Here is a 22,054-nt window from a genome sequence, read left to right as displayed (position 1 = left end):
CATGCGGGCGGTCCTCGAGCTTCGCAACCTCGCCATCGCGCTGCCGCGCGGCGGCGACCGGCGCCATGCCGTCGAGAGCGTGAACCTCAAGGTCGATCCGGGCGAGATCGTCTGCCTGGTCGGTGAATCGGGCTCGGGCAAGTCGGTGATCGCGCAGGCGGTGATGGGCCTGTTGCCACCGGCGCTCAAGGTGACCGCCGGCGAGATCCTGCTGGACGGCGAGGACCTGCGCCTGGTCGACGAGGCGCGGCTGCGCGACCTGCGCTGCACCCGCATGTCGATGATCTTCCAGGAGCCGATGACCGCGCTGAACCCGGTCATGACCTGCGGCGACCAGATCGACGAGGTGCTGCGCACCCATACCCGCCTCGACGCGCCGACACGCAAGCAGAAAATCGTCGCCATGCTGGAACGGGTGCGCATGCCCGATCCGGAGCGGCTCTATGCGAGCTACCCGCATCAGCTCTCCGGCGGGCAGCGCCAGCGCATCATGATCGCCATGGCGCTGATCCTGGAGCCGGCCCTCCTGATCGCCGACGAGCCCACCACGGCGCTCGACGTGACCACGCAGGCGCAGATCCTGGAGCTGATCCGCGACCTGCAGCGCGAGCGTGGCATGGGCGTGCTGTTCATCACCCACGATTTCGGCGTGGTGTCGGAGATCGCCGACCGCGTCGCCGTGCTGCGCCTCGGCGACCTGGTGGAGATGGGCCCGACCGAAGGACTGCTGCGCCGGCCGACGCATCCCTATTCCCGCATGCTGATCGCCTCGGTGCCGAGCATGGTGCCGAAGCACCGCGACCGCGACGCCGCAGCACAGATCGTGCTGCGCACCGAGAAGCTCTCCAAGATCTATGGCGGCGGCAGCTTCTTCCAGAAGGCGCGGCCGGTGCATGCTGCAGACAATGTGGAGATCGAGATCCGCCGGGGCGAAGCACTCGGCATCGTCGGCGAGAGCGGCTCCGGCAAGTCGACGGTCGCCCGCTGCATCGCCCGGCTGATCGACCCGACCGGTGGCAAGGTGTTTCTCGGGCCCGACGAGGTGGGGACGCTGGCGAGCCGCCTGCTGCGCAAGCACCGCCGCCGCATCCAGATCGTGTTCCAGGATCCTTACCGCTCGCTCAATCCGCGGCGCACGGTGGGCGACAGCGTGATCGAAGGGCCGATGAACTATGGCCTCGGTCGCGAGGCGGCGCTGGCGCGCGCCCGCGACCTGTTCAACCTGGTCAGGCTCGATGTCAATTCGCTCGACCGCTACCCCCACCAGTTCTCCGGCGGCCAGCGCCAGCGCATCTGCATCGCCCGGGCGCTGGCCATGGAGCCCGAGCTGCTGATCGCCGACGAGGCGGTCTCCGCGCTCGACGTCTCGGTCCAGGCCCAGGTGCTGAACCTGCTGGACGACATCCGCGAGAAGCTGAAGCTCGCCATGCTGTTCATCACCCACGATCTGCGGGTCGCCGCGCAGGTCTGCGAAACCATCGCGGTGATGCAGAAGGGCAAGGTGGTGGAGTACGGTCCGGTGGCCCAGGTGTTCAGCAATCCCGCCCATGCCTATACCCGCGAGCTTCTGGCCGCCGCCCCCGGAAAAGGCTGGGATTTCGGCCATTTCGAGGCCGCATGAGGCTTCGATTCGCGGCGGTTCACGGCCGGCCCAAATCAGGCTAGTCTTCGCCCGGGTGGGATCCCTGCGGCACGGGGAGGCGTGCGGGTGAAGCAACGCGTACAAATTCCGCTGCGGCACTTCTTCGCGACACCGCCGACGCCGTGCCCCTACTTGCCCGACCGGCTGGAGCGCAAGGTCGTAACCTTACTTGCCGGCGAAGACCCCGACCGGCTGCACGAGGCGCTGAGCCAGGCCGGGTTCCGCCGCAGCCAGGACCTCGCCTATCGCCCGGCCTGCGAGGGTTGCAATGCCTGCGTGCCGGTGCGCATCCCAGTGCCCGACTTCGCCACCAGCCGTCCCCACCGTCGCGTCCTGAAACGGCATGAGGGCATGACCGTGCGCCTGGTGCCGGCGATCGCGACGCGCGAGCATTTCGCCCTGTTCCGGCGCTATCTGGAGGCGCGCCATGCCGGCGGCGGCATGGCCGACATGGACTTTGCCGATTACCGGGCGATGATCGAAGAGACCCCCGTCGACAGCGTGTTGGCCGAGTTCCGGCGCGATGACGGCCAGCTCTACGCGATCTGCCTGACCGACCGCATGCGCGACGGCTTCTCGCTGGTCTACAGCTTCTTCGATCCCGATTTCGCCCATCTGAGCCCCGGTACCTTCATCATCCTCTGGCATGTGTCGGCGGCGCAGGAGCGCCAGTTCGGCTACGTCTATCTCGGCTACTGGATCGCCGAGAGCCGCAAGATGGCCTACAAGGCCAAGTTCCGGCCGCTGGAGCGGCTCGGGCCCGACGGCTGGCGACCGTTCGATACCCCGACCCCGGCCCGCGCCGCCGCCTGAGCCGACGGCCCTACCGGCCTCCGTTCGACCAGCCCGAAGCGGATTGCCGAGAGCGCCGGCCCCGACTAGGTTGCGCGCCGACATCGTCTGGGAAATCCGGCAACAATCGTTGGGTTGGGAGGCGCTCCCATGGGGCTGCTATTGTCCGCGTCCCGTTTTGTAGATGAAGTGAACGGACGCGTCGGACGGCTGATTTACTGGCTGGTCCTGGTGGTTGTCCTGGTCAGTTCGACCAATGCCGTCATCCGCAAGGTATTCGATTCCAGCTCCAATGCCTGGCTGGAACTGCAGTGGTACCTGTTCAGCGCCATCTTCATGGGCTGCGCCGGATATGTGCTGCTGAACAATGAGCATATCCGCATCGACATCGTGAATTCGCATCTCGACCGCGGCACGCGCAATTGGATCGAGGTGGTCGGCCAGGTTCTCTTCCTGCTCCCGCTCTGCGTGATCATGCTCTACGAGAGTTGGCCCTATTTCCTGGACGCCTTCGTCACCGGCGAGATGTCGAGCAATGCCGGCGGCCTGATCCGCTGGCCGGTGAAACTGATGATGATCGTCGGCTTCGGCCTGCTGCTGGCGCAGGGGCTGTCGGAGCTGGTCAAACGGGTGGCCGTGATGCGCGGCCTGATTCCCGACCCGCATGGCGAGAAATCGGGACCGCACTGAGAAATCCGGGGGAAAGAGAATGAGCTTCGGCCGGGGCGCCTTCTTCGCCCTTCTGGCGGCCTTCGCCCTCGTCATGGGCACCGCCATCTTCAACTCGGACGGCGCTCTCGCCGGGTTCCTGCGCGCCGAGATGGCGCCGATCATGTTCGCCTCGATGGTGGTGTTCCTGCTGCTCGGCTATCCGGTGGCATTCTCGCTCGCCGCCTGCGGCCTGCTGTTCGGCATCATCGGCATTGAGCTCGGCCTGTTGCAGCCCGCACTGTTCCAGGCGCTGCCGAACCGGCTGTTCGGCATCATGGAGAACGACACCTTGCTGGCGGTGCCGTTCTTCACCTTCATGGGGCTGATCCTCGAGCGCAGCGGCATGGCGGAGGATCTGCTGGACACCGTGGGCCAGCTGTTCGGTCCGCTGCCGGGCGGCCTCGCCTATGCGGTGGTACTGGTCGGCGCGCTGCTCGCGGCCACGACCGGCGTCGTGGCGGCTTCGGTCATCTCCATGGGCCTGATCTCGCTGCCGATCATGCTGCGCTACGGCTACGACCGGCAGCTTGCCTCGGGCGTCATCGCCGCCTCGGGCACGCTCGCCCAGATCATCCCGCCGAGCCTGGTGCTGATCGTGCTCGCCGACCAGCTCGGCAAGTCGGTCGGCGACATGTACCAGGGCGCCCTGCTGCCCGGCCTGGTGCTGACCGCCCTCTACCTCGGCTATGTGCTCGGCCGAACCGTTCTGAAGCCCTCCAGCGCGCCGGCCCTGCCGCTCGAGGCCCGCACCATTCGCGAGGACGACGGCAGCGCCGGCTACACCTCGCTCGGCGTCCTGGTCGCCGCCTGCATTGCCGGCGGCCTGGCGCTCAGCCACCTGGTGGACTGGCACGGCATATGGGCGGCTGCCTTTGTCGGCCTCGTCGCCTATGTGCTGGCGCAGGCGAACCGCCTCCTCAACCTCGGCCTGCTCAGCCGCATCGGCCAGCAGGTGGTCATCGTCATGATGCCGCCGCTGGCCCTGATCTTCCTCGTGCTGGGCACCATCTTCATCGGCGTTGCGACGCCGACCGAGGGCGGCGCCATGGGGGCGACGGGCGCGCTTATCCTGGCAATGGCCTATCGGCGGCTCAATTTCGACCTGCTGCGCCAGGCGATGAACTCGACGGCGAAGCTGTCCTGCTTCGTCATCTTCATCCTGATCGGCGCCCGCGTCTTCAGCCTGACTTTCTATGGCGTGAACGGCGACATCTGGGTGGAGCACCTGCTGCTGGGGCTGCCGGGCGGCGAGGTCGGATTCCTGATCGTCGTCAACATCCTGGTCTTCGTGCTCGCCTTCTTCCTCGATTTCTTCGAGCTCGCCTTCATCATCGTGCCGCTGCTCGGTCCCGTCGCCGCCAAGCTCGGCATCGACCTGATCTGGTTCGGCGTGCTGCTCGGCGTCAACATGCAGACGTCGTTCATGCATCCGCCGTTCGGCTTCGCGCTGTTCTACCTGCGCAGCGTCGCGGCAGATAAACCCTATTTCGACAAGCCGAGCGGACGCATGATCGACGGCGTCAGCACGGCGCAGATCTATTGGGGCGCGGTGCCCTTCGTGGTGATCCAGGTGATCATGGTGGCGATCGTGATCGCCTTCCCGGGACTGGTCACCGCCGGTCTCGACAGCGGCCCCAAGATCGATCCCTCCAAGGTCAAGATCGAGCTGCCGATGCCGGGCGGCCTCTCGGACGAGCCGCCACCGCCCCCGGTGCAGTTCAAGTAGGAAGAAGCCGCGCAAGAAGAAAGGGCCCGCCTTGCGGCGGGCCCTCGCAGCCGGCTGTGCCTGGGCTCAGAGCTTGTTCTGGGCCGACGTACGCGCCATGAAGTTGTCGAACGTATTCTCGGCGACCCGGAACCACAGCACCTGTTCGTTCCGGAACGCCTTCCAGGAATCGTAGACCTTCTTGAACTTCGGGTTCTTGGCCGCGGTTTCCGTGTAGAGCTCGACTGCCGCAGCGTAGCAGGCTTCCATTACCGCGGTCGGGAACGGCGCCAGCTTGGTGCCGGCACCGACCAGCTCGCGCAGCGCCTTCGGGTTCTGCGCATCGTACTTGGCGACCATCCAGGTATGCGCCTTGGCGCAGGCATTCTCCAGCGCCGCCTGATAGGCCTTCGGCAGTTCGGCCCACTTCGCGGTGTTGACGAAGGTGGAGAGCTGCGGCCCGCCTTCCCACCAGCCCGGATAAAGGTAGTTCTGCGCCACCTTGTTGAAGCCGAGCTTCTGATCGTCATAGGGGCCGACCCACTCGGCCGCATCGATCGTGCCCTTCTCCAGCGCCGGATAGATGTCGCCGCCGGCGAGCTGCTGCGGCACGACGCCGAGCTTGGTGAGCACCTGGCCGGCGAAGCCGCCGATGCGGAACTTCAGGCCCTTCAGGTCGTCGACCGACTTGATCTCCTTGCGGAACCAGCCGCCCATCTGGGCGCCCGTATTGCCGCAGGTGATCGCGTGGATGTTGTAGTCCTTGAAGAACTCGTTCATCAGCTGACGGCCGCCACCATGTATCATCCAGGCGTCCTGCTGGCGGGCATTGAGGCCGAACGGCACCGCCGTGTCGAAGGCGAAGGTGGGGTCCTTGCCGATATAGTAGTAGGAGGCGGTATGGCCGCATTCGACGGTGCCGGCCTGCACCGCGTCGGCGACCTGCAGGCCCGGCACGATCTCGCCGCCGGCATAGATGCGGATCTGGAACTTGTTGTCTGTGGCCTCGGCCAAGGCCTTGGTCATGATCTCGCCGGCACCGAAGATGGTGTCGAGGCTCTTCGGGAAGCTCGAGGCGCAGCGCCACTTCACTTCCGGCATCGACTGGGCGATGGCGGGCGCGGCGAACGTTGCCGCCCCGGCGCCGATCGCCCCCACGCCGGCACCTTTCAGAAATTTGCGTCGTTGCATTCTACTGTCTCCTCCGCTCCGCGCGGTGTTGCGGTCCGGGCACGCCTCCCGCGCCGGACTTTGTAGCGCCACTTAGCCGTAAAGGTTTGTCGGAGCAAGCCCTGCCTTGGTCGCCCGGCAATCGATGGAGAATGGTTAAGAAGTCGCGCGGCGCCGACGCCGCCCGGATGACGGTGCGTTATCAGTGCAGCCAGAGTTCGAGGCCGAAATCGAGCGCGGCGATCATTGCCACGACCAGCGTCGCCAGATGGACCAGCATGACGGCTTCCGCCGCCATCGGACTGCCGCTGCGCCCATCCTCGCCCACCAGCCGCCGGACCGCGCGCCGCACGGGCAGGAACGTGATCGCCCAGATCACAAGCGCGACCACCGCAACGATCGCGTCGACGCCGAGCTGCGTCATTTCAGGGTTCCCGGCAGTTCGTATTCGCCCTCGCCCTTGGGATCCTCGAACGGCACGGTGAGGTCGTCTTCCTTCGGCACGCCATGCTGATCGAGTGATTGCGGCGCGACAATCGCGCTCTCCTCCCGGAAGATGTACTCGGGCAGCCAGGTCGCGATCTGCGGATAGAACCACAGCATCAGCATGCCGATGACCTGCAAGGTGATCCACGGGAAGACGCCGGACCAGATCTGCGGCGTCGTTACCGAAGCCGGGGCGACGCCCCGCATATAGAACAGCGTGTAGCCGAAGGGCGGCGTGAGAAAGCTGGTCTGCAGGTTCATGCCGATCATCACGCCGAGCCAGACCGGGTTGTAGCCGAGCAGGAGCAGCGCCGTGCCGCAGATCGGCACGGTAATCAGGATGATCTCGAAGGTATCGAGAAAGAAGCCGAGCAGAAACATCACGGCCATGACGATGAGCAGCGCGCCGACCCGGCCGCCCGGCGTGTTGGTCAACGCTTGCTCCACCAGATGCTCGCCGCCGAGGCCGCGGAAGGTCAGGCTGAACAGCGAGGCCGCGAGCACAATGACGAAGACGAGGCCCGCCGTCATCATGGTGTTGTGGCTGGCCTGGCGGATCATATCGAGGCTGAGCCGCCGATTGAGCGCCGCCAGGAGCACGGCACCGAGCGCACCGATCGATGCGCTCTCGGTCGCGGTGGCGACGCCGCCGAGGATACTGCCCAGCACCGCGACGATGAGCAGCAGGGGCGGCACCATGGCGAGCAGCACCCGGCGCGGCAGGCCGCGCAGCTCTTCGCCGACGAGCGCGATGGCGGGGCAGCTCATCGGCTCCATCACCGCCTTGTAGACCATCCAGAGCATGTAGAGCCCGACCAGAATGAGGCCTGGGAACAGCGCCCCGGCGAACAGATCGCCGACCGAGACCGGATCGGGCGCGAGGTTCCCGAGCTTGGCCTGGGCCTGCTGGTTGACGCCGGCCAGCAGGTCGCCGAGCACGATCAGGATCGTCGAAGGTGGAATGATCTGCGACAAGGTGGCCGAGGCGCAGATCACGCCGGTCGCCAACCGCGGATCGTACTTGGCCCGTAGCATCGCCGGCAGGCTGATCAGGCCCATAGTGACGACGGTCGCCCCGACCACGCCGGTCGAGGCCGCCAGCATGGCGCCGACGATCACCACCGAGATGCCGAGCCCGCCGCGCAGCTTGCCGAACAGTTGGCCCATGGTGATGAGCAGGTCTTCGGCGATGCCGGATCGTTCAAGTATGAATCCCATGAACACGAAGAGCGGCACCGCGACCAGCACCTCGTTCCGCATGATGCCGAGATAGCGCGGCGGCAGCGCGCTCATGAACGACCAGTCGAAGACGCCCAAGGCGTTGCCGACCAGGCCGAAGAGGATCGACGATCCGGCCAGCGAGAAGGCGATGGGGTAGCCCACCAGCAGGCTGGCGAGCACGCTGACGAACAGAAGGATGGCGAGGATGTCGCCGGGGGTCAGGCCGAACAGGGTCACAATGAGCCAGGCCTCGGGATTTCCGCCACTTGCTCCTCGCGCTTGCCGTGCAGGAACTCCTCGCGCCCGAGCAGCACGAGAATGCAGCGCGCCATCACCGCCAGCATGGCCAAGCTCATGAAGACGACGAACAGCATGAGGCAAGCCTTCAGCAGATACAGCGCCGGCATGCCGCCGAGCTGGTCGGAAGGCTCCCGCCCCTCCCAGGAGAGGATCATGAAGGGCCAGGTGGTCCAGCCGAGCAGCGCCAGCCAGGGCACCAGGAAGACGATGGAGGAGACAAGCTCAACGGCCGCCTTGGTCCTGGGACGCCATTGCGCATAGAAGATGTCGACCCGGACATGACCGTCGCGCATCAGGACATAGCCGGCGCCGAGAATGAACACGGCGGCGTGGATCCAGACATAGAGCTCCTGCATCCACACGAAGCCGATGCTGAAGCCGTAGCGCAGCACCACGACAGCGGCGCAAACCAGCACAGTCCCGACCGAGAACCACTGAACGATACGACCGACGGTGGTGGTGCAGGCGTCGGCAGCGCGCACGAACGCGATCAGCGCTTGCAAATTGCGCCCTCCCCCAATTTCTGCGCCGGTGCGCCGCCTCCGGTCACGTCTGCCTTGTTCGGCGATACCCCGGCGAGTGTACCTACATCGGCGCGAAGCCGGCAACAGCCCGGCCGATCGTTTGCGGCGGTCATGCTGCAGCGCGGCACCGCCTCCCCTCCCTGGACCGCGCCCGAGATTTGCAGTCATGGCGAGAACGGTGGCACAGTCGGACCGCCAGCAAGGCAACGCAGTGTCCGTGGGGAGGACCACAGCATGAAACAGCAGAGCATCAAGCGGCGTCAATTTCTGAAGAAGGCGACGATCGGCGCCGCGGCCACGGCCGCTGCCAGCGCCAGCTTCCCGAAATTCGCCATCAGCCAGAACCGGATCGAGTGGCGCATGGTCACCGCCTGGCCGCGCGGCCTGCCCCCCGTGCACCAGGGCGCCGAGCGTATCGCCAGGCGCATCGAGACGATGAGCAACGGCCGGATGACCGTGAAGGTCTACTCGGCCGGCGAGCTGCTGCCGGCTTTCGGCGGCTGGGACGGCATCATCAGCGGCGCCTGCGAAATGGCGCACGACACGCCCTACTACCATGTCGGCAAGTGCATCGGCGCCGCGGCCTATTCGGCCGTGCCTTTCGGCATGAACGTCAATGAGATGTACGCCTGGCTGACGCATGGCGGCGGCTACGAGCTATGGGACAAGCTCTATGCGCCATTCGGCCTCAAAGGCTTCATCCAGGGCCCGACCGGCGAGCAGTTCTTCGGCTGGTTCAGGAAGGAGATCAAGTCGGTCGACGACCTGAAGGGCCTCAAGATGCGCACCGCCGGGTACGGCGTGAAGGTGCTGCAGAAGCTCGGCGCCACCGTCGTGACCCTGCCGCCCGGCGAGACCTTCGCCGCGCTGCAATCCGGCGCCATCGATACGGTCGAATGGGTCGGGCCCTATGCCGACCTTTCTCTCGGCTTCTACAAGCTGGCCAAATACTATTACTGGCCCGGCACGTCGGAGCCGTCGGTCTCCGGCCAGGTCATGGTGTCGAAGCCGAAATACGACGCCCTGCCCAAGGACCTGCAGGAGATCATCAAGGTGGTCTGCGAGTGGGAGTACACGCAGATCTACGCAGACTATTTCGCCCCGTCGGTCACCGCGCTCAGCGAGCTGGTGAACAAGCACGGCGTGCAGCTCCGCCAGGTGCCGCGCGACGTGTTGCTGGCGCTCGGCAAAGCCTCCGGCGAAGTGATGCAGGAAGTGATGGCCGAAGCGGATCCGAACTCCAAGGCGGTGCTCGAGAGCTATCTCAAGTACCGCAAGAGCGTGCTCGGCTATTCGCGCATCACCGAGCTCGCCTATATGCAGGCCCGCATGCTCGATTTCCCGTATCCGGGCTGATCGATCCAGACGGCGATACCGCCGCCCCGCACCGCCGGGGCGGCGGCTAGCTGTGGATAAGCGTGCTGTTTCATCGTTCCGTCACGGATGATTAACAAAAGAGTCCCCATGGCCCCATAGCCATTGGGGCCATGCTGCAGATCCAAGGTCTTACCAAGCAATTCGGCACCGTCCGCGCGGTCGACGGCGTCACCCTCAGCGTGCCTCCGGGCCAGATGGTCGGCGTGATCGGCCGGTCCGGTGCGGGCAAATCCACCATGCTCCGCCTGATCAACCGGTTGGAGGACCCGACCGAAGGACGGGTTCTGTTCGGCGACCTCGATGTCTCGGCCCTCAAGGGCCGGGGCTTGCGCGGCTGGCGGGCGCGCTGCGCCATGATCTTCCAGCAGTTCAACCTGGTCGGCCGGCTCGACGTGCTCGGCAACGTGCTGCTCGGCCGTTCCTACGCCGTCGCCACGCCGCGGGCACTGCTCAAGCTCTGGGCCGAACAGGACAAGGCGATCGCGCTCTCCGCCCTGGAGCAGTTCGACATGGGCCTGCTCGCGGCGCAGCGCGCCGATACGCTTTCCGGCGGCCAGCAGCAGCGCGTCGCCATCGCCCGGGCGCTGGTGCAGCAGCCGGACGTGATCCTGGCCGACGAACCGATCGCCTCCCTCGATCCGCGCAACACGCGCACCGTGATGGACGCGCTGCGCCGCATCAATCAGGAGCTCGGCATCACCGTGCTGTGCAACCTGCACGACCTCGACATCGCCAAGGCCTATTGCGACCGCCTGGTCGGCATGGCGGCCGGCAAGGTGGTGTTCGACGGCCGGCCCGAATCGCTCACCGAGAGCGAGGCGCACGAGCTGTACGGGCTCGAGGCGGGCGAGGTCATCGACCTGCCGATGCCGGTCCAGGTGCCGGCGCATGTCGCCTCGGCGCGCCTGGCCGATCGCCGCGCCGCCTCGGCACACTGACTGCCATTTCAGTGACGGCACAACACATCCATCAAGGGGAGAACCAGATGCTCGACCGTCGTACCGTGCTCGCCGGTACCGCCGCCCTGCTTGCACTGACCGCCGCCGGCGATGCCGCGGCCCAGGCTTGGAAGTCCAAATATCCCGAACTGGTCTTCGCCGTGGTGCCGGCCGAGAATGCCTCCGGCGTCACCGAGCGCTTCGGACCGTTCATCGACTACCTGGCGAAGACGGTCGGCACCAAGGTGACTCTGCGCATCGCCAACGACTACGCCGCGGTGATCGAGGGCCAGCGCGCCGGCAACATTCACATCGCCTATTACGGCCCGGCCTCCTATTCCCGCGCCTATATCACCGGTGCCAAGACAGAGCCCTTCGTCATCACCGTCAACAAGGACGGCTCCGAGGGCTACTACTCGGTGTTCTACGTGAAGGCCGACAGCCCCTATAAGAAGATAGAGGATCTGAAGGGCAAGAATCTCGGCCTGGTCGACCCGAACTCGACCTCCGGCAACAATGTCCCGCGCTTCGCCTTGAACAAGATGAAGATCGATCCGGAGGTCTACTTCAACAAGGTAGTCTATACCGGCAGCCACGAGAACGCCGTGATCGCGCTGAAGCAGGGCACGGTCGACGTCGCGGCCAATTGGTGGAACTCGGACGACGATTCCAACTTCACCCGCATGGTCAACAAGGGCCTGGCGAAGAAGGAGGACGTGCGCGTCATCTTCAAGTCTGACCAGATCGCCAACTCGCCCTTCGCCTATTTGACCGATCTGCCGCCCGAGCTGAAAGCCTCGATCACCAAAGCTTTCATGGAAGCCCCGACCAAGGCCAAGCCCGCCTTTGACAAGCTGTCGGACGGCAAGGACCGCGGCTTCAAGCAGGTAGACCACAAGTTCTTCGAGGCGACGGTGGACCTGATCCGCTTCGTCGACACTCTGCGCAAGAAGAGCTCCTGAGCCAGGGCGCGTCTCCCACGTCGCCCGGCGCGGCCGTCTCCTACAAGCCACAGACCCCCGTGGTGACGGCCGCGTCTTCTCTTCCCCAACGGCGCGTCGAGCACCTCGACGCCGCCTACCGGACGGCGGTCAGGGCCAAGCGCCGGCGGGCTCTGCTGTTCGCAGCGGCCTTCGCCGTCGCCGTCATCCTGGCGGCGATCTCCGCCGAAGTGGACCTGCTCAAGCTCGCCGACAAGATCGGCAACTTCACCAGCTATCTCGGCCGCATCTTTCACCTGGATGACGGAAGGCTGGTCTTCGCCGATATCGGCGAATGGTACTGGGGCATCAGCAAGTGGTCGCGGCTGCTGCTCGAGACCCTGATCATCGCCTATGTCGGCACCGCGCTCGGCGCCGCCGGCGCCCTGCTGGTCTGCTTCGCCGCGGCGGCCAACCTGATGCCCAAGGCCTGGATCCGCGTGCCGCTGAGGCGCTTCCTCGAATTCTGTCGCACGGTGCCCGAACTGGTCTTCGCCCTGATCTTCGTCATCGCCTTCGGGCTCGGGCCGATTCCCGGCCTGCTCGCCATCGCGATCCACACCTTCGGCGCCCTCGGCAAGCAGTTCTTCGAAGTGGCGGAGAACATCGACATGAAGCCGGTCGAGGGCGTGACCGCGACCGGCGCGAGCTGGCCGGTGGCGGTGCGGTTCGGCGCGCTGCCGCAGGTCGCCGCCAATTTCGTCAGCTATGCCCTGCTTCGCTTCGAGATCAACGTGCGCGGCGCCTCGATTCTGGGCTTCGTCGGCGCCGGCGGCATCGGCCAGGACCTGATCGAAGCGATCCGCAAGTTCTACTATTCCGACGTCTCGGCGATCCTGCTGCTGATCATCGCCACCGTGGTCGTGATCGACCTGGTGACCGAGCAGGTGCGGCACCGCCTGATCGAAGTGGAGGCGCGCCGATGAGCCAGGTTCTCGACGCCGACCTCCAGGGCCTGCGCGCGCGCTATCCGGGCGTGTTCCGCCAATCCTTCCTCGCCCGCTATGGCTCGGTGGTCGCGCTCGCCGTCGGCGCCGTCTCGGTCGCTCTTGGCCTCTGGTATCTCGAATTCACACCCTGGCGGATGCTCGGCGGCATCGCCGAGATGGGCAAGATCCTGACCCTGATGATCCCGCCCTATGTCGATAGCTGGGGCCGGGCGCTGATCTTCCTCGATGCACTTGGCGAGACGGTGGCGCTCGCCCTGCTCGGCACCTTCGGCGCCGCGATCCTGGCCTTGCCCCTCGGCCTGCTCGCCGCCAAGAACGTCGTCGCCAACCGCATCGCGCATTTTCTCGCGCGACGGTCGCTCGATACCATCCGCGGTGTCGACACCCTGATCTACGCGCTGATCTGGATCAACGTGGTCGGACTTGGGCCGTTTGCCGGCGTGCTCGCCATCATGACCTCCGATCTCGGCACCTTCGGCAAGCTGTTCTCCGAGGCCATCGAGGCGGCCGACAAGAAGCCGGTCGAGGGCGTCGTCTCCACCGGCGGCGGCGCGCTGCACCGCATCCGTTTCGGCATGCTGCCGCAGGTCTTCCCGGTGATGGCGAGCCAGGTGCTCTATTACTTCGAGAGCAACACCCGCTCGGCCACCATCATCGGCATCGTCGGCGCCGGCGGCATCGGCCTGCACCTGGCCGAGCAGATCCGCACCCTCGAATTCCACCAGGTCGCCTTCATCATCGTGCTGATTCTGATCGCCGTGGCCGCGATCGACTGGGTCTCGGGCAAGCTCCGCTTCGCCATCATCGGCAGGCGCAGCGTGGCATTGGCCTAGAAGGCGGGGGCCGGTCCGCGCGGGCGCACTTCCCATTCGAAGGCATCGTCGCCGCGATCGAGGCGGCGGCGGACATCGAGCACGAGGAAGCGGTCGTGCACCGCGAGCAGGCCTTCGAACAATCCGTTCCACGCCGCGAAGGCACTGTCCGGCACCGCCTGGGTACCACGCATCAGCCGCCAGCTCGTCTGCCGGATCACCGCGCCGCGCTGCCCGATATCGACCTCGCAGGCATCGTCCTGCCCGGCTGCCAGCGCCGCGAACAGCCGCGCGAAGCCGCCGGCATCCGGCGTCACCGGGCCGAGCGTTGCGACCATCTCGTCATAGAACTGCATGCCGATCAGCTTGGCCGCATTGCGGCCGAGCTGCGCCGCCTCGGCCGGCCCGAAGATTTCGGCCAGGATCGGCAGCGCGTTGCGGATGTACTCCATAGCGTAGTTGCGGTTCGCCTTGGCGAGCCGCTCCGCCGTCCAGGCCGAGGTGTCGAGCTTCGGCGCAGCCGCCGGATCGAAGCGCGGCGGCAGCTCGCCCGGCGAGAAGCGCAGGCGCTCCTCGGGCCCGAGCTCGCGGTCATGTTCGAGGAAGTAGCCGGAGAGGCCGGGCTGGCCGTCGGTGGTCTGCTGGGTGCAGACGAAGCCGAGCCGCGGGTTCTTCAGGCTGACGCCGTTCTGCGCGTACCAGCCGCGCAGCACGCCGCGGGACACTTCCGACGGAATGCCGCAGATCGCCACGCCGTCATAGATCCAGCGCGGCGGCACGAAATGCACCCAGGCCTTGGCGTCGCTCTCGCGCACGAACTCCACCTTCACGCCGCCGATCCGGTTGGAAAGGTAGTGATAGCCGGCCGCCTTCACCGGATCGGGCAGGCCATCGAGGCCGAGCTTGGCGAGGCTCGACAGGAATTTCTCATGGTGCTGCTTGCGGAACAGCCGATAGGTCAGCTCGCCGGCATCCTGCGCGCCGCGGCGCGTCACCACATACAGCAGCAGGCCGGTGAAATAACGGTGATACAACGTGGCGACGGCGCGCCATCCGGCATTGCTCAACTTGGCTTCCTCCGTCTCTATCGTCGTCGACCGCCAAGGACGCGAAGCACGCCAAGGGGCCGCCAAGAGAATACTATCTTCGTGCTCCTTGGCGCTCTGAGCGTCTTTGGCGGTCGATCCTTCTTGCCTTAAGGCGAGTCCGCTTCCTCGGCGAACAGCGTCTGGCGGATCTGCTCCCAGCTTGCACGGTCCGGCGCGACGAGGAGCGGCGCCGGTCGGACCGGCCAGTCGGGCCGATAGGCCTCGCCGTCGATGCGCGCGGCGAAGCCGCCGGCCTCGGCATGGATCAACAGGCCGGCCGCATGGTCCCAGGGCTTGGTGCGGTGATAGACGGCGAAGCTGATCGCGCCGTCCAGCATCGCCATGTATTCCTGGGCGCAGCAGCGCAGCACCATCATCGAGCCGATGCGGTTCGCGCGGTAGGTCATGCGGGCGACAAGGTTCCGGTCGCCGTTGCGGCTGTTCAGAATGCCGTGCATGGCGAGCAGCGAGCGCGGCACGGTGATCTGCGCCTGTCGCCCGTCGATCCAGGCGCCGTGGCCGCGCCGCGCCGTCACCAGTCGGTCGCGCAGCGGGTCGTAGAGCCAGCCCGCCTCGGTCACGCCGTCGACCACATAGGCAATTATGACGCCGAACAGCGGCAGGCCGACGGTGAAGTTCAGCGTGCCGTCGACCGGATCGATGATCCAGGCCCGGCCGGGGCGGCCGAGATGTGCGACCAGGCCGGGATCGCTCTCCGCCGCCTCCTCGCCGACGACGAGCGCGCCGGGATCGATGTGGGCCAGGCGCTCGGCCAGCATGCGCTCGCTCTCCAGGTCGGCCGCGGTGACGAGGTCGTGCGGCCCCTCCTTCTCGGTCAGGTCGGAGGGCAGCAGGGCGCGGAATCGCGGCAGGATCGCGGCCGCCGACACCTCGCGCAGCGCACGCCCCACCGCCTCCATCGCCGCATCATCGATCACCAGAACGACCTCTCGACCCGATCTCCGGCCGGATCATAGAAGGCCCGGGAGGCATTTGCCGACAATCGTCTGCGACGACGCAAGTGACGGCGACAATCGGAGCCGCTATGTCCGTGCCATGGACCTGTTCTTCTACGGCACCCTGATGGACCGCGACGTGCTGGGCGGCGTGGTCGGCCGGCCATTCGCCCAGGACCGACTGAAACCCGCGACCCTGGCCGGCTGGCGCCGGGCGCGGGCGCTGGGCCAGCCCTATCCCATTGTCCTGGCCGACCCCGCCGGCTCGGTGGACGGTGTTGTCGTCGACCGGCTCGGCCCGGAGGATGTCGCCCGGCTGCGCCGCTACGAGGGCGACGGATACGACCTCGTGCCGGTGGATGTGAGCCAGGATGGAGGCGTGCGACTGGTCCATTTCTTCCGCCCCGGCTCGATCTACAAACCCGATCCGCGGCCCTGGGATTTTGCGCAATGGGTGGCCGAGGAAAAGTCCGCCTTCCTCGCGCGCATCGCCCGCCATCTGAAGGCCTGAGGCCGGCATGGACCACACGGCCGATGTCGAGCTGATCGAAAAGCGGGAGAGCTTCAGGGGCTGGTTCCGGCTCAACACCTATCGCTTGCGCCATCGCCTGTTCGCCGGCGGCTGGGGCAAGCCGATCCAGCGCGAGGTGCTGGAGCGCGGCCACGCGGTCGCCGCGCTGCCCTACGACCCGGCGCTGGACAAAGTGGTGCTGATCGAGCAGTTCCGCGTCGGCGCCTATCTCGGCGGCGATCCGGCCTGGCTGGTCGAGGCGGTGGCGGGCATCGTGGAGCCGGACGAGACGCCGGAGGATGTGGCGCGGCGCGAGGCGATCGAGGAAGCCGACTGCCGGCTTACCGACCTCGCCTTCGTCGGCAAGCACTATGTCAGTCCCGGCGGCACGTCGGAGCATTGCCACGTCTTCATCGGGCGCTGCGACAGCGCCGGCCTCGGCGGCGTGCACGGGCTGGCCGACGAGGGCGAGGATATCCGCGTCTTCGTGGTTCCCTTTGCCGAAGCGAAGCGGATGCGCGAGGACGGGCAGATCCTCGCCGGACCCGCGGTGATCGCGCTGCTCTGGCTGGAATTGCATCGGGACGAATTGCGCCGCCGGTGGCGCTGACCGGACAACGCCCCTACGCTCCGGTGCAGCAGTTGAGTCCGGGAGTGAAACGACATGGCGGAGGAACCGCTGCCCTTCGAAGGCCTCAAGGTGCTCGACGTGTCGAGCTTCGTCGCCGGACCGGCGGCGGCCACAATCCTCGGCGATTTCGGCGCCGACGTGATCAAGGTCGAGGCTCCGGAGGGCGGCGACCCGTTCCGCAACTTCCACACCTCGCATGGCGTGCCGCAGCACCCGGTCAATTTCTGTTGGGAGCTGACCAGCCGCAACAAGCGCTCGATCGCCATCGACCTGAAGAGCGAAGCCGGACATGCGGTCTTCGCGCGGCTGGTGCAGGCCGCGGATATCCTCGTGACAAATTTTCCGCCGCCGGTGCGGACGCGACTCCGGCTCACCTATGCGGACATGGCGCCGCTGAACGACCGGCTGATCTATGCCTCGCTGACCGGCTATGGCGAGACGGGGCCGGATGTCGACCAGCCGGGCTATGACGCGACGGCCTATTTCGCTCGCTCGGGCCTGCTCGACGCGATGACCTACGAGGGCGCCTCGCCCGCCTTCTCCGTGCCCGGCATGGGCGACCACCCGACCGCCACCGCCCTGTTCGCCGCCATCATGGTGGCGCTGTGGCGGCGCGAGCGGACCGGCAAGGGTGCCGAGGTCGGCACCTCGCTGCTCGCCAACGGTTGGTGGGCCAACGGCATCATCGGCCAGGCGGCGCTGCTCGACGCCTTCCTCGCGCACCGGCCGCCGCGCTCGCGCCCGCGCTCGGCCCTGGTGAACCAATACCTGACCCGGGACGGCCGCTGGATCAGTCTCGCCATGGCGCGGGAGGAGAAGCTCTGGCCGCTCTTCGCCCGCGCCATCGGCCGGCCGGAGCTGATCGACGATCCCCGCTTCACCGACACGCCGGCACGCCGGGCCCATGGCGCGGAGCTGGCGGCCATTCTCGATCCCATCTTCGCCTCGCGCAGCCTGGCGGAATGGGAGGCGCTGCTGAAGGCGGCCGGCATCACCTATGGCATCATCAACCGGCTGGAGGATGCCGGCCGGGACAAGCAGGCGGTGGCGGCAGGTGCCATCCGCGACACCGCCCGCCCGGCGATGCCGCGGACCATCGCCAACCCACTCCGGTTCGACTTCGCCGACCAGCGCCAGGCCGCGCCGGCGCCCAAGCTCGGGGAGCATACGGACGCGATCCTGCGCGAGATCGGCGCTTCCCCGGCCGAGATCGCAGCGCTGCGCGCCGCCGGTGCGGTCGCCTAAAGATCCGGCAGGCATAGCCATAACGGCTGTGAATCAGTATGTAGGGTCGCCCCCTGAGACAGGTGATCCCCCATGAGCGAACCCAAGACATTGCTGCAGATGGCCGGCGCGCCGATGCATCCGAGCCCCTGGGACCAGGCCGCGCTGGTGATCATCGACGCGCAAAACGAATACACCACCGGAATGCTGCCGCTCACCGGCGTCCAGGCGGCGGTGGCCGAGACGCGCAAGCTGCTCGACGCCGCCCGCGCGAAGGGCACGCCGGTGATCCACGTGGTGCATCAGGGCAAGCCCGGCGGCGCCTTCAACCCGGAGGGCCCGGGCGGCCAGATCGTGCCGGAGCTCACGCCGCAGGCCGGCGAGACCATCGTGCGCAAGGGCCTGCCCAACGCCTTCGCCGGCACCGACCTCGCCGACAAGCTGAAGGCGACCGGCCGCAAGGAGCTGATCATCGCCGGCTTCATGACGCATATGTGCGTCTCGGCCACGGCGCGGGCGGCGCTCGACCACGGCTATCGCGCCACCGTCGTGGCCGGCGCCTGCGCCACGCGCGACCTGCCCGACCCGCTCGGCGGCGTCGTGAAGGCGGAACAGATCCACCGCACCGCGCTGACCGAGCTCGCCGACCGCTTCTCGGTGATCGCCAAGGATGCGGCCGCCTGGAGTTGAAACCTCAGACCGGCCGCGTGCCCTCGACGATGATGCGGTGCATGACCCGGCGGCTGCCCTCCGGGTAGTCGGCATTGGCCTTGTGCATGGTGCAGCGATTGTCCCAGATCAGGACATCGCCGCGATGCCATTTGTGCCGGTACTGGAAGCGCGGCTCGGTCGCGTGGGCGATCAGCTGGTCCAGCAGCTGGTCGCTCTCCGCGCGGTCCATGCCGACCACCTGCTCCATGCGGTTGGGGTTCAGGTAGAGCGCCTTGCGCCCGGTCTCAGGATGCGTGCGCACGATCGGGTGGTCGACATCCGGCGTGCGCGCCACTTCTTCGGCGCTGCGGGTGCCGACACGGTTGCCCTTGCGCGATGAATCGTAGCGATGCACCACGCGCACGCCGGTGAGGCGCCGCTGCATCGCGTCCGGCAGCGCCTCATAGGCGGCGTACATGTTGACGAACTGCGTATCGCCGCCGGATTCCGGCACCTCGATGCCGTGCAGGATGGTAAGCGAGCACGGCAGCGCCATGAAGCTGTCGTCGGTGTGCCAGGCGGCGCCGACCACGATGCGGCCGCCATCGCCGAGCTCGTCGCGGTCCTCGCTGGACAGGATCATGATCTCGGCGCGTTCCGGATGGCGGCGGTGCAGGCCGAGCTGCGGCCGGGGCGTGCCGAACGGCGCCATGGCGGCGACATAGGCGTCCGGCGGCAGCGGCCGGCCGCGGATGCAGAGCACGAGCCCGTCGAGCAGCGCACGGCGCAGCTCGCCGGCCGTGGTTGTATCTGGGGGCGTCGCGAGATCGACGCCTTCGGCGGCGATCCCCATATGCGGGCCGAGCCGCGTGAATTCCAGCGCCATCGGTTCCCTCCCTCTCATTGGACGCAATGTTGATCCTTGCGCGGGCGGGAGGCAACAGCCGTCGAATCTCCCTATATATTGAGGCGATGAGCGATCCCTTCGATCTGAGCGCGCTGGAGGCGCCGCGCGGCATGCCGGCCGCGCCGCCGCCCTATCTCGCGCGCCTGAACCCAGCGCAGCGCGAGGCGGTGGAGGCGACCGAGGGCCCGGTTCTGGTGCTGGCCGGTGCCGGCACCGGCAAGACCCGGGTGCTGACCACCCGCCTCGCCTACATCCTGGACCGCCGCCTCGCCTGGCCGTCGCAGATCCTGTCCGTCACCTTCACCAACAAGGCGGCGCGCGAGATGCGCGAGCGCGTCGCCGAGATGATCGGCGGCGTGGTCGAGGGCATGTGGCTGGGTACTTTCCACTCGATCGGCGCCCGCATGCTGCGCCGGCACGCGGAGCTGGTCGGCCTGAAGCAGAACTTCACCATCCTCGACACCGACGACCAGCTGCGCCTGATGAAGCAGCTGATCCAGGCCGAGAACCTGGACGAGAAGCGCTGGCCGCCCCGCGCGCTGGCCGCGATCATCGACCGCTGGAAGGACAAGGGCCTGGTGCCGGAGAAGGTGCCGGCCGGCGAGGCCGGCCATGCCTTCGACGGCAAGGCGCTGAAGCTCTACGGCGACTATCAGGCGCGGCTGCGCGCCCTGAACGCCTGCGATTTCGGCGACCTGCTGCTGCACGTTATCACCATCTTCCTGACCCATCGCGACGTATTGGAGGTCTGGCAGCGCAAGTTCCGCTACGTGCTGGTCGACGAGTACCAGGACACCAACGTGGCGCAGTATCTCTGGCTGCGCCTGCTCGCCCAGGGCTCGCGCAACATCTGCTGCGTCGGCGACGACGACCAGTCGATCTATGGCTGGCGCGGCGCCGAGGTCGGCAACATCCTGCGCTTCGAGAAGGATTTCGAGGGCGCGAAGGTGATCCGGCTGGAGCAGAACTACCGCTCCACGCCGCATATCCTTGGCGCCGCCTCCGGCCTGATCGCCAAGAACGAGGGCCGCCTCGGCAAGACGCTCTGGACCGAGATCAACGAGGGCGAGAAGATCACCTTGCGCGGTGTGTGGGACGGCGACGAGGAGGCGCGCTGCGTCGGCGAGGAGGTCGAGGCCGACCAGCGGCGCGGCCAGCGGCTCTCCCAGATGGCGATCCTGGTGCGCGCCGGCTTCCAGACCCGCCTGTTCGAGGACCGCTTCATCACGCTCGGCGTGCCCTACAAGGTGATCGGGGGCTTGCGGTTCTACGAGCGGCAGGAAATCCGCGACGCCATGGCCTATTTCCGCGCGACGCTGCAGCCGGCCGACGACCTCGCCTTCGAGCGCATCGTCAACGTGCCGAAGCGCGGCCTGGGCGACGCCACGGTGCAGATCCTGCACCAGACCGCGCGGGCCAAAGGCGTGCCGCTGCTGCAGGCCGCCGGCATGGTGACCGAGACCGACGAGATCAAGCCGAAGCCGCGCGCGACCTTGCGCCGGCTGGTCGAGGATTTCGCCCGCTGGCGCGCCCTCGCCGACGGGTTGCCGCATCTCGAGCTCGCCGAGATGATCCTGGAGGAAAGCGGCTACACCGGCATGTGGCAGGCCGATCGCTCGGCCGAGGCGCCGGGAAGGCTCGAGAACCTGAAGGAGCTGGTGCGCGCCATGGAGGCCTTTGAGAGCATGGCCGCTTTCCTCGAGCATGTCGCGCTGGTGATGGAGAACGAGCAGGCGGCGGAGGGCGATGCCATCTCGCTGATGACCCTGCACGCCGCCAAGGGCCTGGAATTCGACACCGTCTATCTGCCCGGCTGGGAGGAAGGCCTGTTCCCGCATCAGCGCGCCCTGGAGGAGAACGGCGCCGAGGGCCTGGAGGAGGAGCGCCGGCTCGCCTATGTCGGCATCACCCGCGCGCGGCAGCGCTGCCACATCTCCTTCGCCGCCAATCGCCGCGTGTTCAACCAGTGGCAGAGTTCGATCCCGAGCCGCTTCGTCGACGAGCTGCCGGAGGCGCATGTCGAGCGCATCGGCGCGCCGGGGCTCGGCGGCTCGACCCGCTTCACCGAAGGCTGGAACCAGGGCGGCTTCGTCTACGACGCGCCGTGGCTGAAGGCAGAGCGCGCCCGCACCAGCTTCCGCAGCTTAGGCACGCCGCGCGAGATCGAAGGCACCGCGCGGCGGCTGAACGAGGAAGCCGCCGCCGGCTTCACGGTCGGTGCTCGCGTGTTCCACCAGAAATTCGGCCCCGGCACCGTCGAGGTGGTGGAGCACGACCGGCTGGAGATCGATTTCGACAAGGCCGGCCGCAAGAAGGTTCTGGCGAGTTTCGTGGAGCGGACGTGACGTCGGAGATCGTAGAGCCGAAGCCCCCTCTGCCCTCAGGGCGGAGGGGGTTGGGGGAGGTGGGCCATCCGGAAAGAGCCCGAGCGGCTTCAAATGTACCGCCGCAATCGTCGGTGAAGCTGCTGCACGCGCA

Annotated in this window: 21 protein-coding genes; 14 read left to right on the top strand and 7 right to left on the bottom strand. The window is 67.2% G+C overall.

Annotation, left to right across the window (positions count from 1 at the left end):
- Position 1: 1 nt before the first annotated feature.
- From DT074_RS00745 to DT074_RS00730, 4 genes are all read left to right on the top strand, one after another.
- Positions 2–1,621 (top strand): ABC transporter ATP-binding protein, encoded by a 1,620-nt coding sequence (locus tag DT074_RS00745; RefSeq protein ID WP_119417874.1) that lies wholly within the window; start codon positions 2–4, stop codon positions 1,619–1,621.
- 87 nt (positions 1,622–1,708) lie between these two features.
- Positions 1,709–2,455: an arginyltransferase gene (locus tag DT074_RS00740; RefSeq protein ID WP_119417873.1), complete on the top strand. Its 747-nt coding sequence runs from the start codon at positions 1,709–1,711 to the stop codon at positions 2,453–2,455.
- 168 nt (positions 2,456–2,623) lie between these two features.
- Positions 2,624–3,124 carry a TRAP transporter small permease subunit gene (locus tag DT074_RS00735; RefSeq protein WP_368744360.1) on the top strand — a complete coding sequence of 167 codons (501 nt, stop codon included), beginning with the start codon at positions 2,624–2,626 and terminating at the stop codon, positions 3,122–3,124.
- 73 nt (positions 3,125–3,197) lie between these two features.
- The gene (locus DT074_RS00730) at positions 3,198–4,871 is read left to right on the top strand and encodes a TRAP transporter large permease (protein WP_119417980.1); all 1,674 of its coding nucleotides are present in this window, start codon (positions 3,198–3,200) and stop codon (positions 4,869–4,871) included.
- A 66-nt stretch (positions 4,872–4,937) separates the two neighbouring features.
- Here the strand turns inward: DT074_RS00730 and DT074_RS00725 are convergent, their stop codons facing one another.
- From DT074_RS00725 to DT074_RS00710, 4 genes are all read right to left on the bottom strand, one after another.
- Positions 4,938–6,041, bottom strand: a complete 1,104-nt coding sequence (locus tag DT074_RS00725; RefSeq protein ID WP_119417871.1) for a TRAP transporter substrate-binding protein — start codon at positions 6,039–6,041, stop codon at positions 4,938–4,940.
- 181 nt (positions 6,042–6,222) lie between these two features.
- Positions 6,223–6,444, bottom strand: coding sequence for a hypothetical protein (locus tag DT074_RS00720; RefSeq protein WP_119417870.1), 222 nt, complete (start codon positions 6,442–6,444; stop codon positions 6,223–6,225).
- Entirely contained in the window at positions 6,441–7,964 is a 1,524-nt protein-coding gene (locus tag DT074_RS00715; protein ID WP_368744358.1) for a TRAP transporter large permease, read from the bottom strand. The genes DT074_RS00720 and DT074_RS00715 overlap by 4 nt, the downstream gene beginning before the upstream one ends.
- Complete coding sequence (locus DT074_RS00710; RefSeq protein WP_368744357.1) at positions 7,961–8,530, bottom strand: TRAP transporter small permease subunit; 570 nt, start codon at positions 8,528–8,530, stop codon at positions 7,961–7,963. Before DT074_RS00710 ends, DT074_RS00715 begins: the two co-directional genes overlap by 4 nt.
- A 255-nt stretch (positions 8,531–8,785) precedes the next feature.
- Between DT074_RS00710 and DT074_RS00705 the strand changes: the two genes are divergently transcribed.
- From DT074_RS00705 to phnE (DT074_RS00685), 5 genes are all read left to right on the top strand, one after another.
- Entirely contained in the window at positions 8,786–9,907 is a 1,122-nt protein-coding gene (locus DT074_RS00705; protein WP_368744356.1) for a TRAP transporter substrate-binding protein, read from the top strand.
- Positions 9,908–10,038: 131 nt separating this feature from the next.
- Complete coding sequence (gene phnC / locus DT074_RS00700; protein ID WP_119417869.1) at positions 10,039–10,866, top strand: phosphonate ABC transporter ATP-binding protein; 828 nt, start codon at positions 10,039–10,041, stop codon at positions 10,864–10,866.
- A 47-nt stretch (positions 10,867–10,913) separates the two neighbouring features.
- A complete protein-coding gene (gene phnD / locus DT074_RS00695; protein WP_119417868.1) occupies positions 10,914–11,828 on the top strand; it encodes a phosphonate ABC transporter substrate-binding protein in 915 nt (304 codons plus the stop codon).
- A 59-nt stretch (positions 11,829–11,887) separates the two neighbouring features.
- Positions 11,888–12,772: a phosphonate ABC transporter, permease protein PhnE gene (phnE, locus tag DT074_RS00690; RefSeq protein ID WP_119417867.1), complete on the top strand. Its 885-nt coding sequence runs from the start codon at positions 11,888–11,890 to the stop codon at positions 12,770–12,772.
- The gene (gene phnE / locus DT074_RS00685) at positions 12,769–13,629 is read left to right on the top strand and encodes a phosphonate ABC transporter, permease protein PhnE (RefSeq protein ID WP_119417866.1); all 861 of its coding nucleotides are present in this window, start codon (positions 12,769–12,771) and stop codon (positions 13,627–13,629) included. Before phnE (DT074_RS00690) ends, phnE (DT074_RS00685) begins: the two co-directional genes overlap by 4 nt.
- On the opposite strand, the gene DT074_RS00680 is transcribed toward phnE (DT074_RS00685), so the two are convergent.
- Both DT074_RS00680 and DT074_RS00675 read right to left on the bottom strand, forming a co-directional pair.
- Positions 13,626–14,675, bottom strand: a complete 1,050-nt coding sequence (locus tag DT074_RS00680) for a hypothetical protein (protein ID WP_368744355.1) — start codon at positions 14,673–14,675, stop codon at positions 13,626–13,628. The genes phnE (DT074_RS00685) and DT074_RS00680 overlap by 4 nt on opposite strands.
- Before the next feature lie 128 nt (positions 14,676–14,803).
- Positions 14,804–15,634, bottom strand: coding sequence for an inositol monophosphatase family protein (locus DT074_RS00675; RefSeq protein ID WP_119417865.1), 831 nt, complete (start codon positions 15,632–15,634; stop codon positions 14,804–14,806).
- 55 nt (positions 15,635–15,689) lie between these two features.
- Here DT074_RS00675 and DT074_RS00670 point away from each other — a divergent pair, with 55 nt between their 5' ends.
- From DT074_RS00670 to DT074_RS00655, 4 genes are all read left to right on the top strand, one after another.
- Positions 15,690–16,163 (top strand): gamma-glutamylcyclotransferase family protein, encoded by a 474-nt coding sequence (locus tag DT074_RS00670; protein WP_162914525.1) that lies wholly within the window; start codon positions 15,690–15,692, stop codon positions 16,161–16,163.
- 7 nt (positions 16,164–16,170) lie between these two features.
- Positions 16,171–16,773, top strand: a complete 603-nt coding sequence (locus DT074_RS00665; RefSeq protein WP_119417863.1) for an NUDIX domain-containing protein — start codon at positions 16,171–16,173, stop codon at positions 16,771–16,773.
- 54 nt (positions 16,774–16,827) lie between these two features.
- Positions 16,828–18,039, top strand: coding sequence for a CaiB/BaiF CoA transferase family protein (locus DT074_RS00660; RefSeq protein WP_119417862.1), 1,212 nt, complete (start codon positions 16,828–16,830; stop codon positions 18,037–18,039).
- Between the two features lie 72 nt (positions 18,040–18,111).
- Entirely contained in the window at positions 18,112–18,708 is a 597-nt protein-coding gene (locus DT074_RS00655; RefSeq protein WP_119417861.1) for a cysteine hydrolase family protein, read from the top strand.
- A gap of 4 nt (positions 18,709–18,712) precedes the next feature.
- Here the strand turns inward: DT074_RS00655 and DT074_RS00650 are convergent, their stop codons facing one another.
- Positions 18,713–19,555 carry a TauD/TfdA dioxygenase family protein gene (locus DT074_RS00650; RefSeq protein ID WP_162914524.1) on the bottom strand — a complete coding sequence of 281 codons (843 nt, stop codon included), beginning with the start codon at positions 19,553–19,555 and terminating at the stop codon, positions 18,713–18,715.
- 86 nt (positions 19,556–19,641) lie between these two features.
- Between DT074_RS00650 and DT074_RS00645 the strand changes: the two genes are divergently transcribed.
- Complete coding sequence (locus tag DT074_RS00645; RefSeq protein ID WP_119417859.1) at positions 19,642–21,921, top strand: ATP-dependent helicase; 2,280 nt, start codon at positions 19,642–19,644, stop codon at positions 21,919–21,921.
- Positions 21,922–22,054 lie beyond the last annotated feature (133 nt).

Origin of the sequence: Desertibaculum subflavum, from assembly GCA_003576705.1 — a bacterium.
GTDB classification, from domain to species: domain Bacteria; phylum Pseudomonadota; class Alphaproteobacteria; order Ferrovibrionales; family Ferrovibrionaceae; genus Desertibaculum; species Desertibaculum subflavum.
This window is presented reverse-complemented; position numbering and strand designations above follow the sequence as displayed.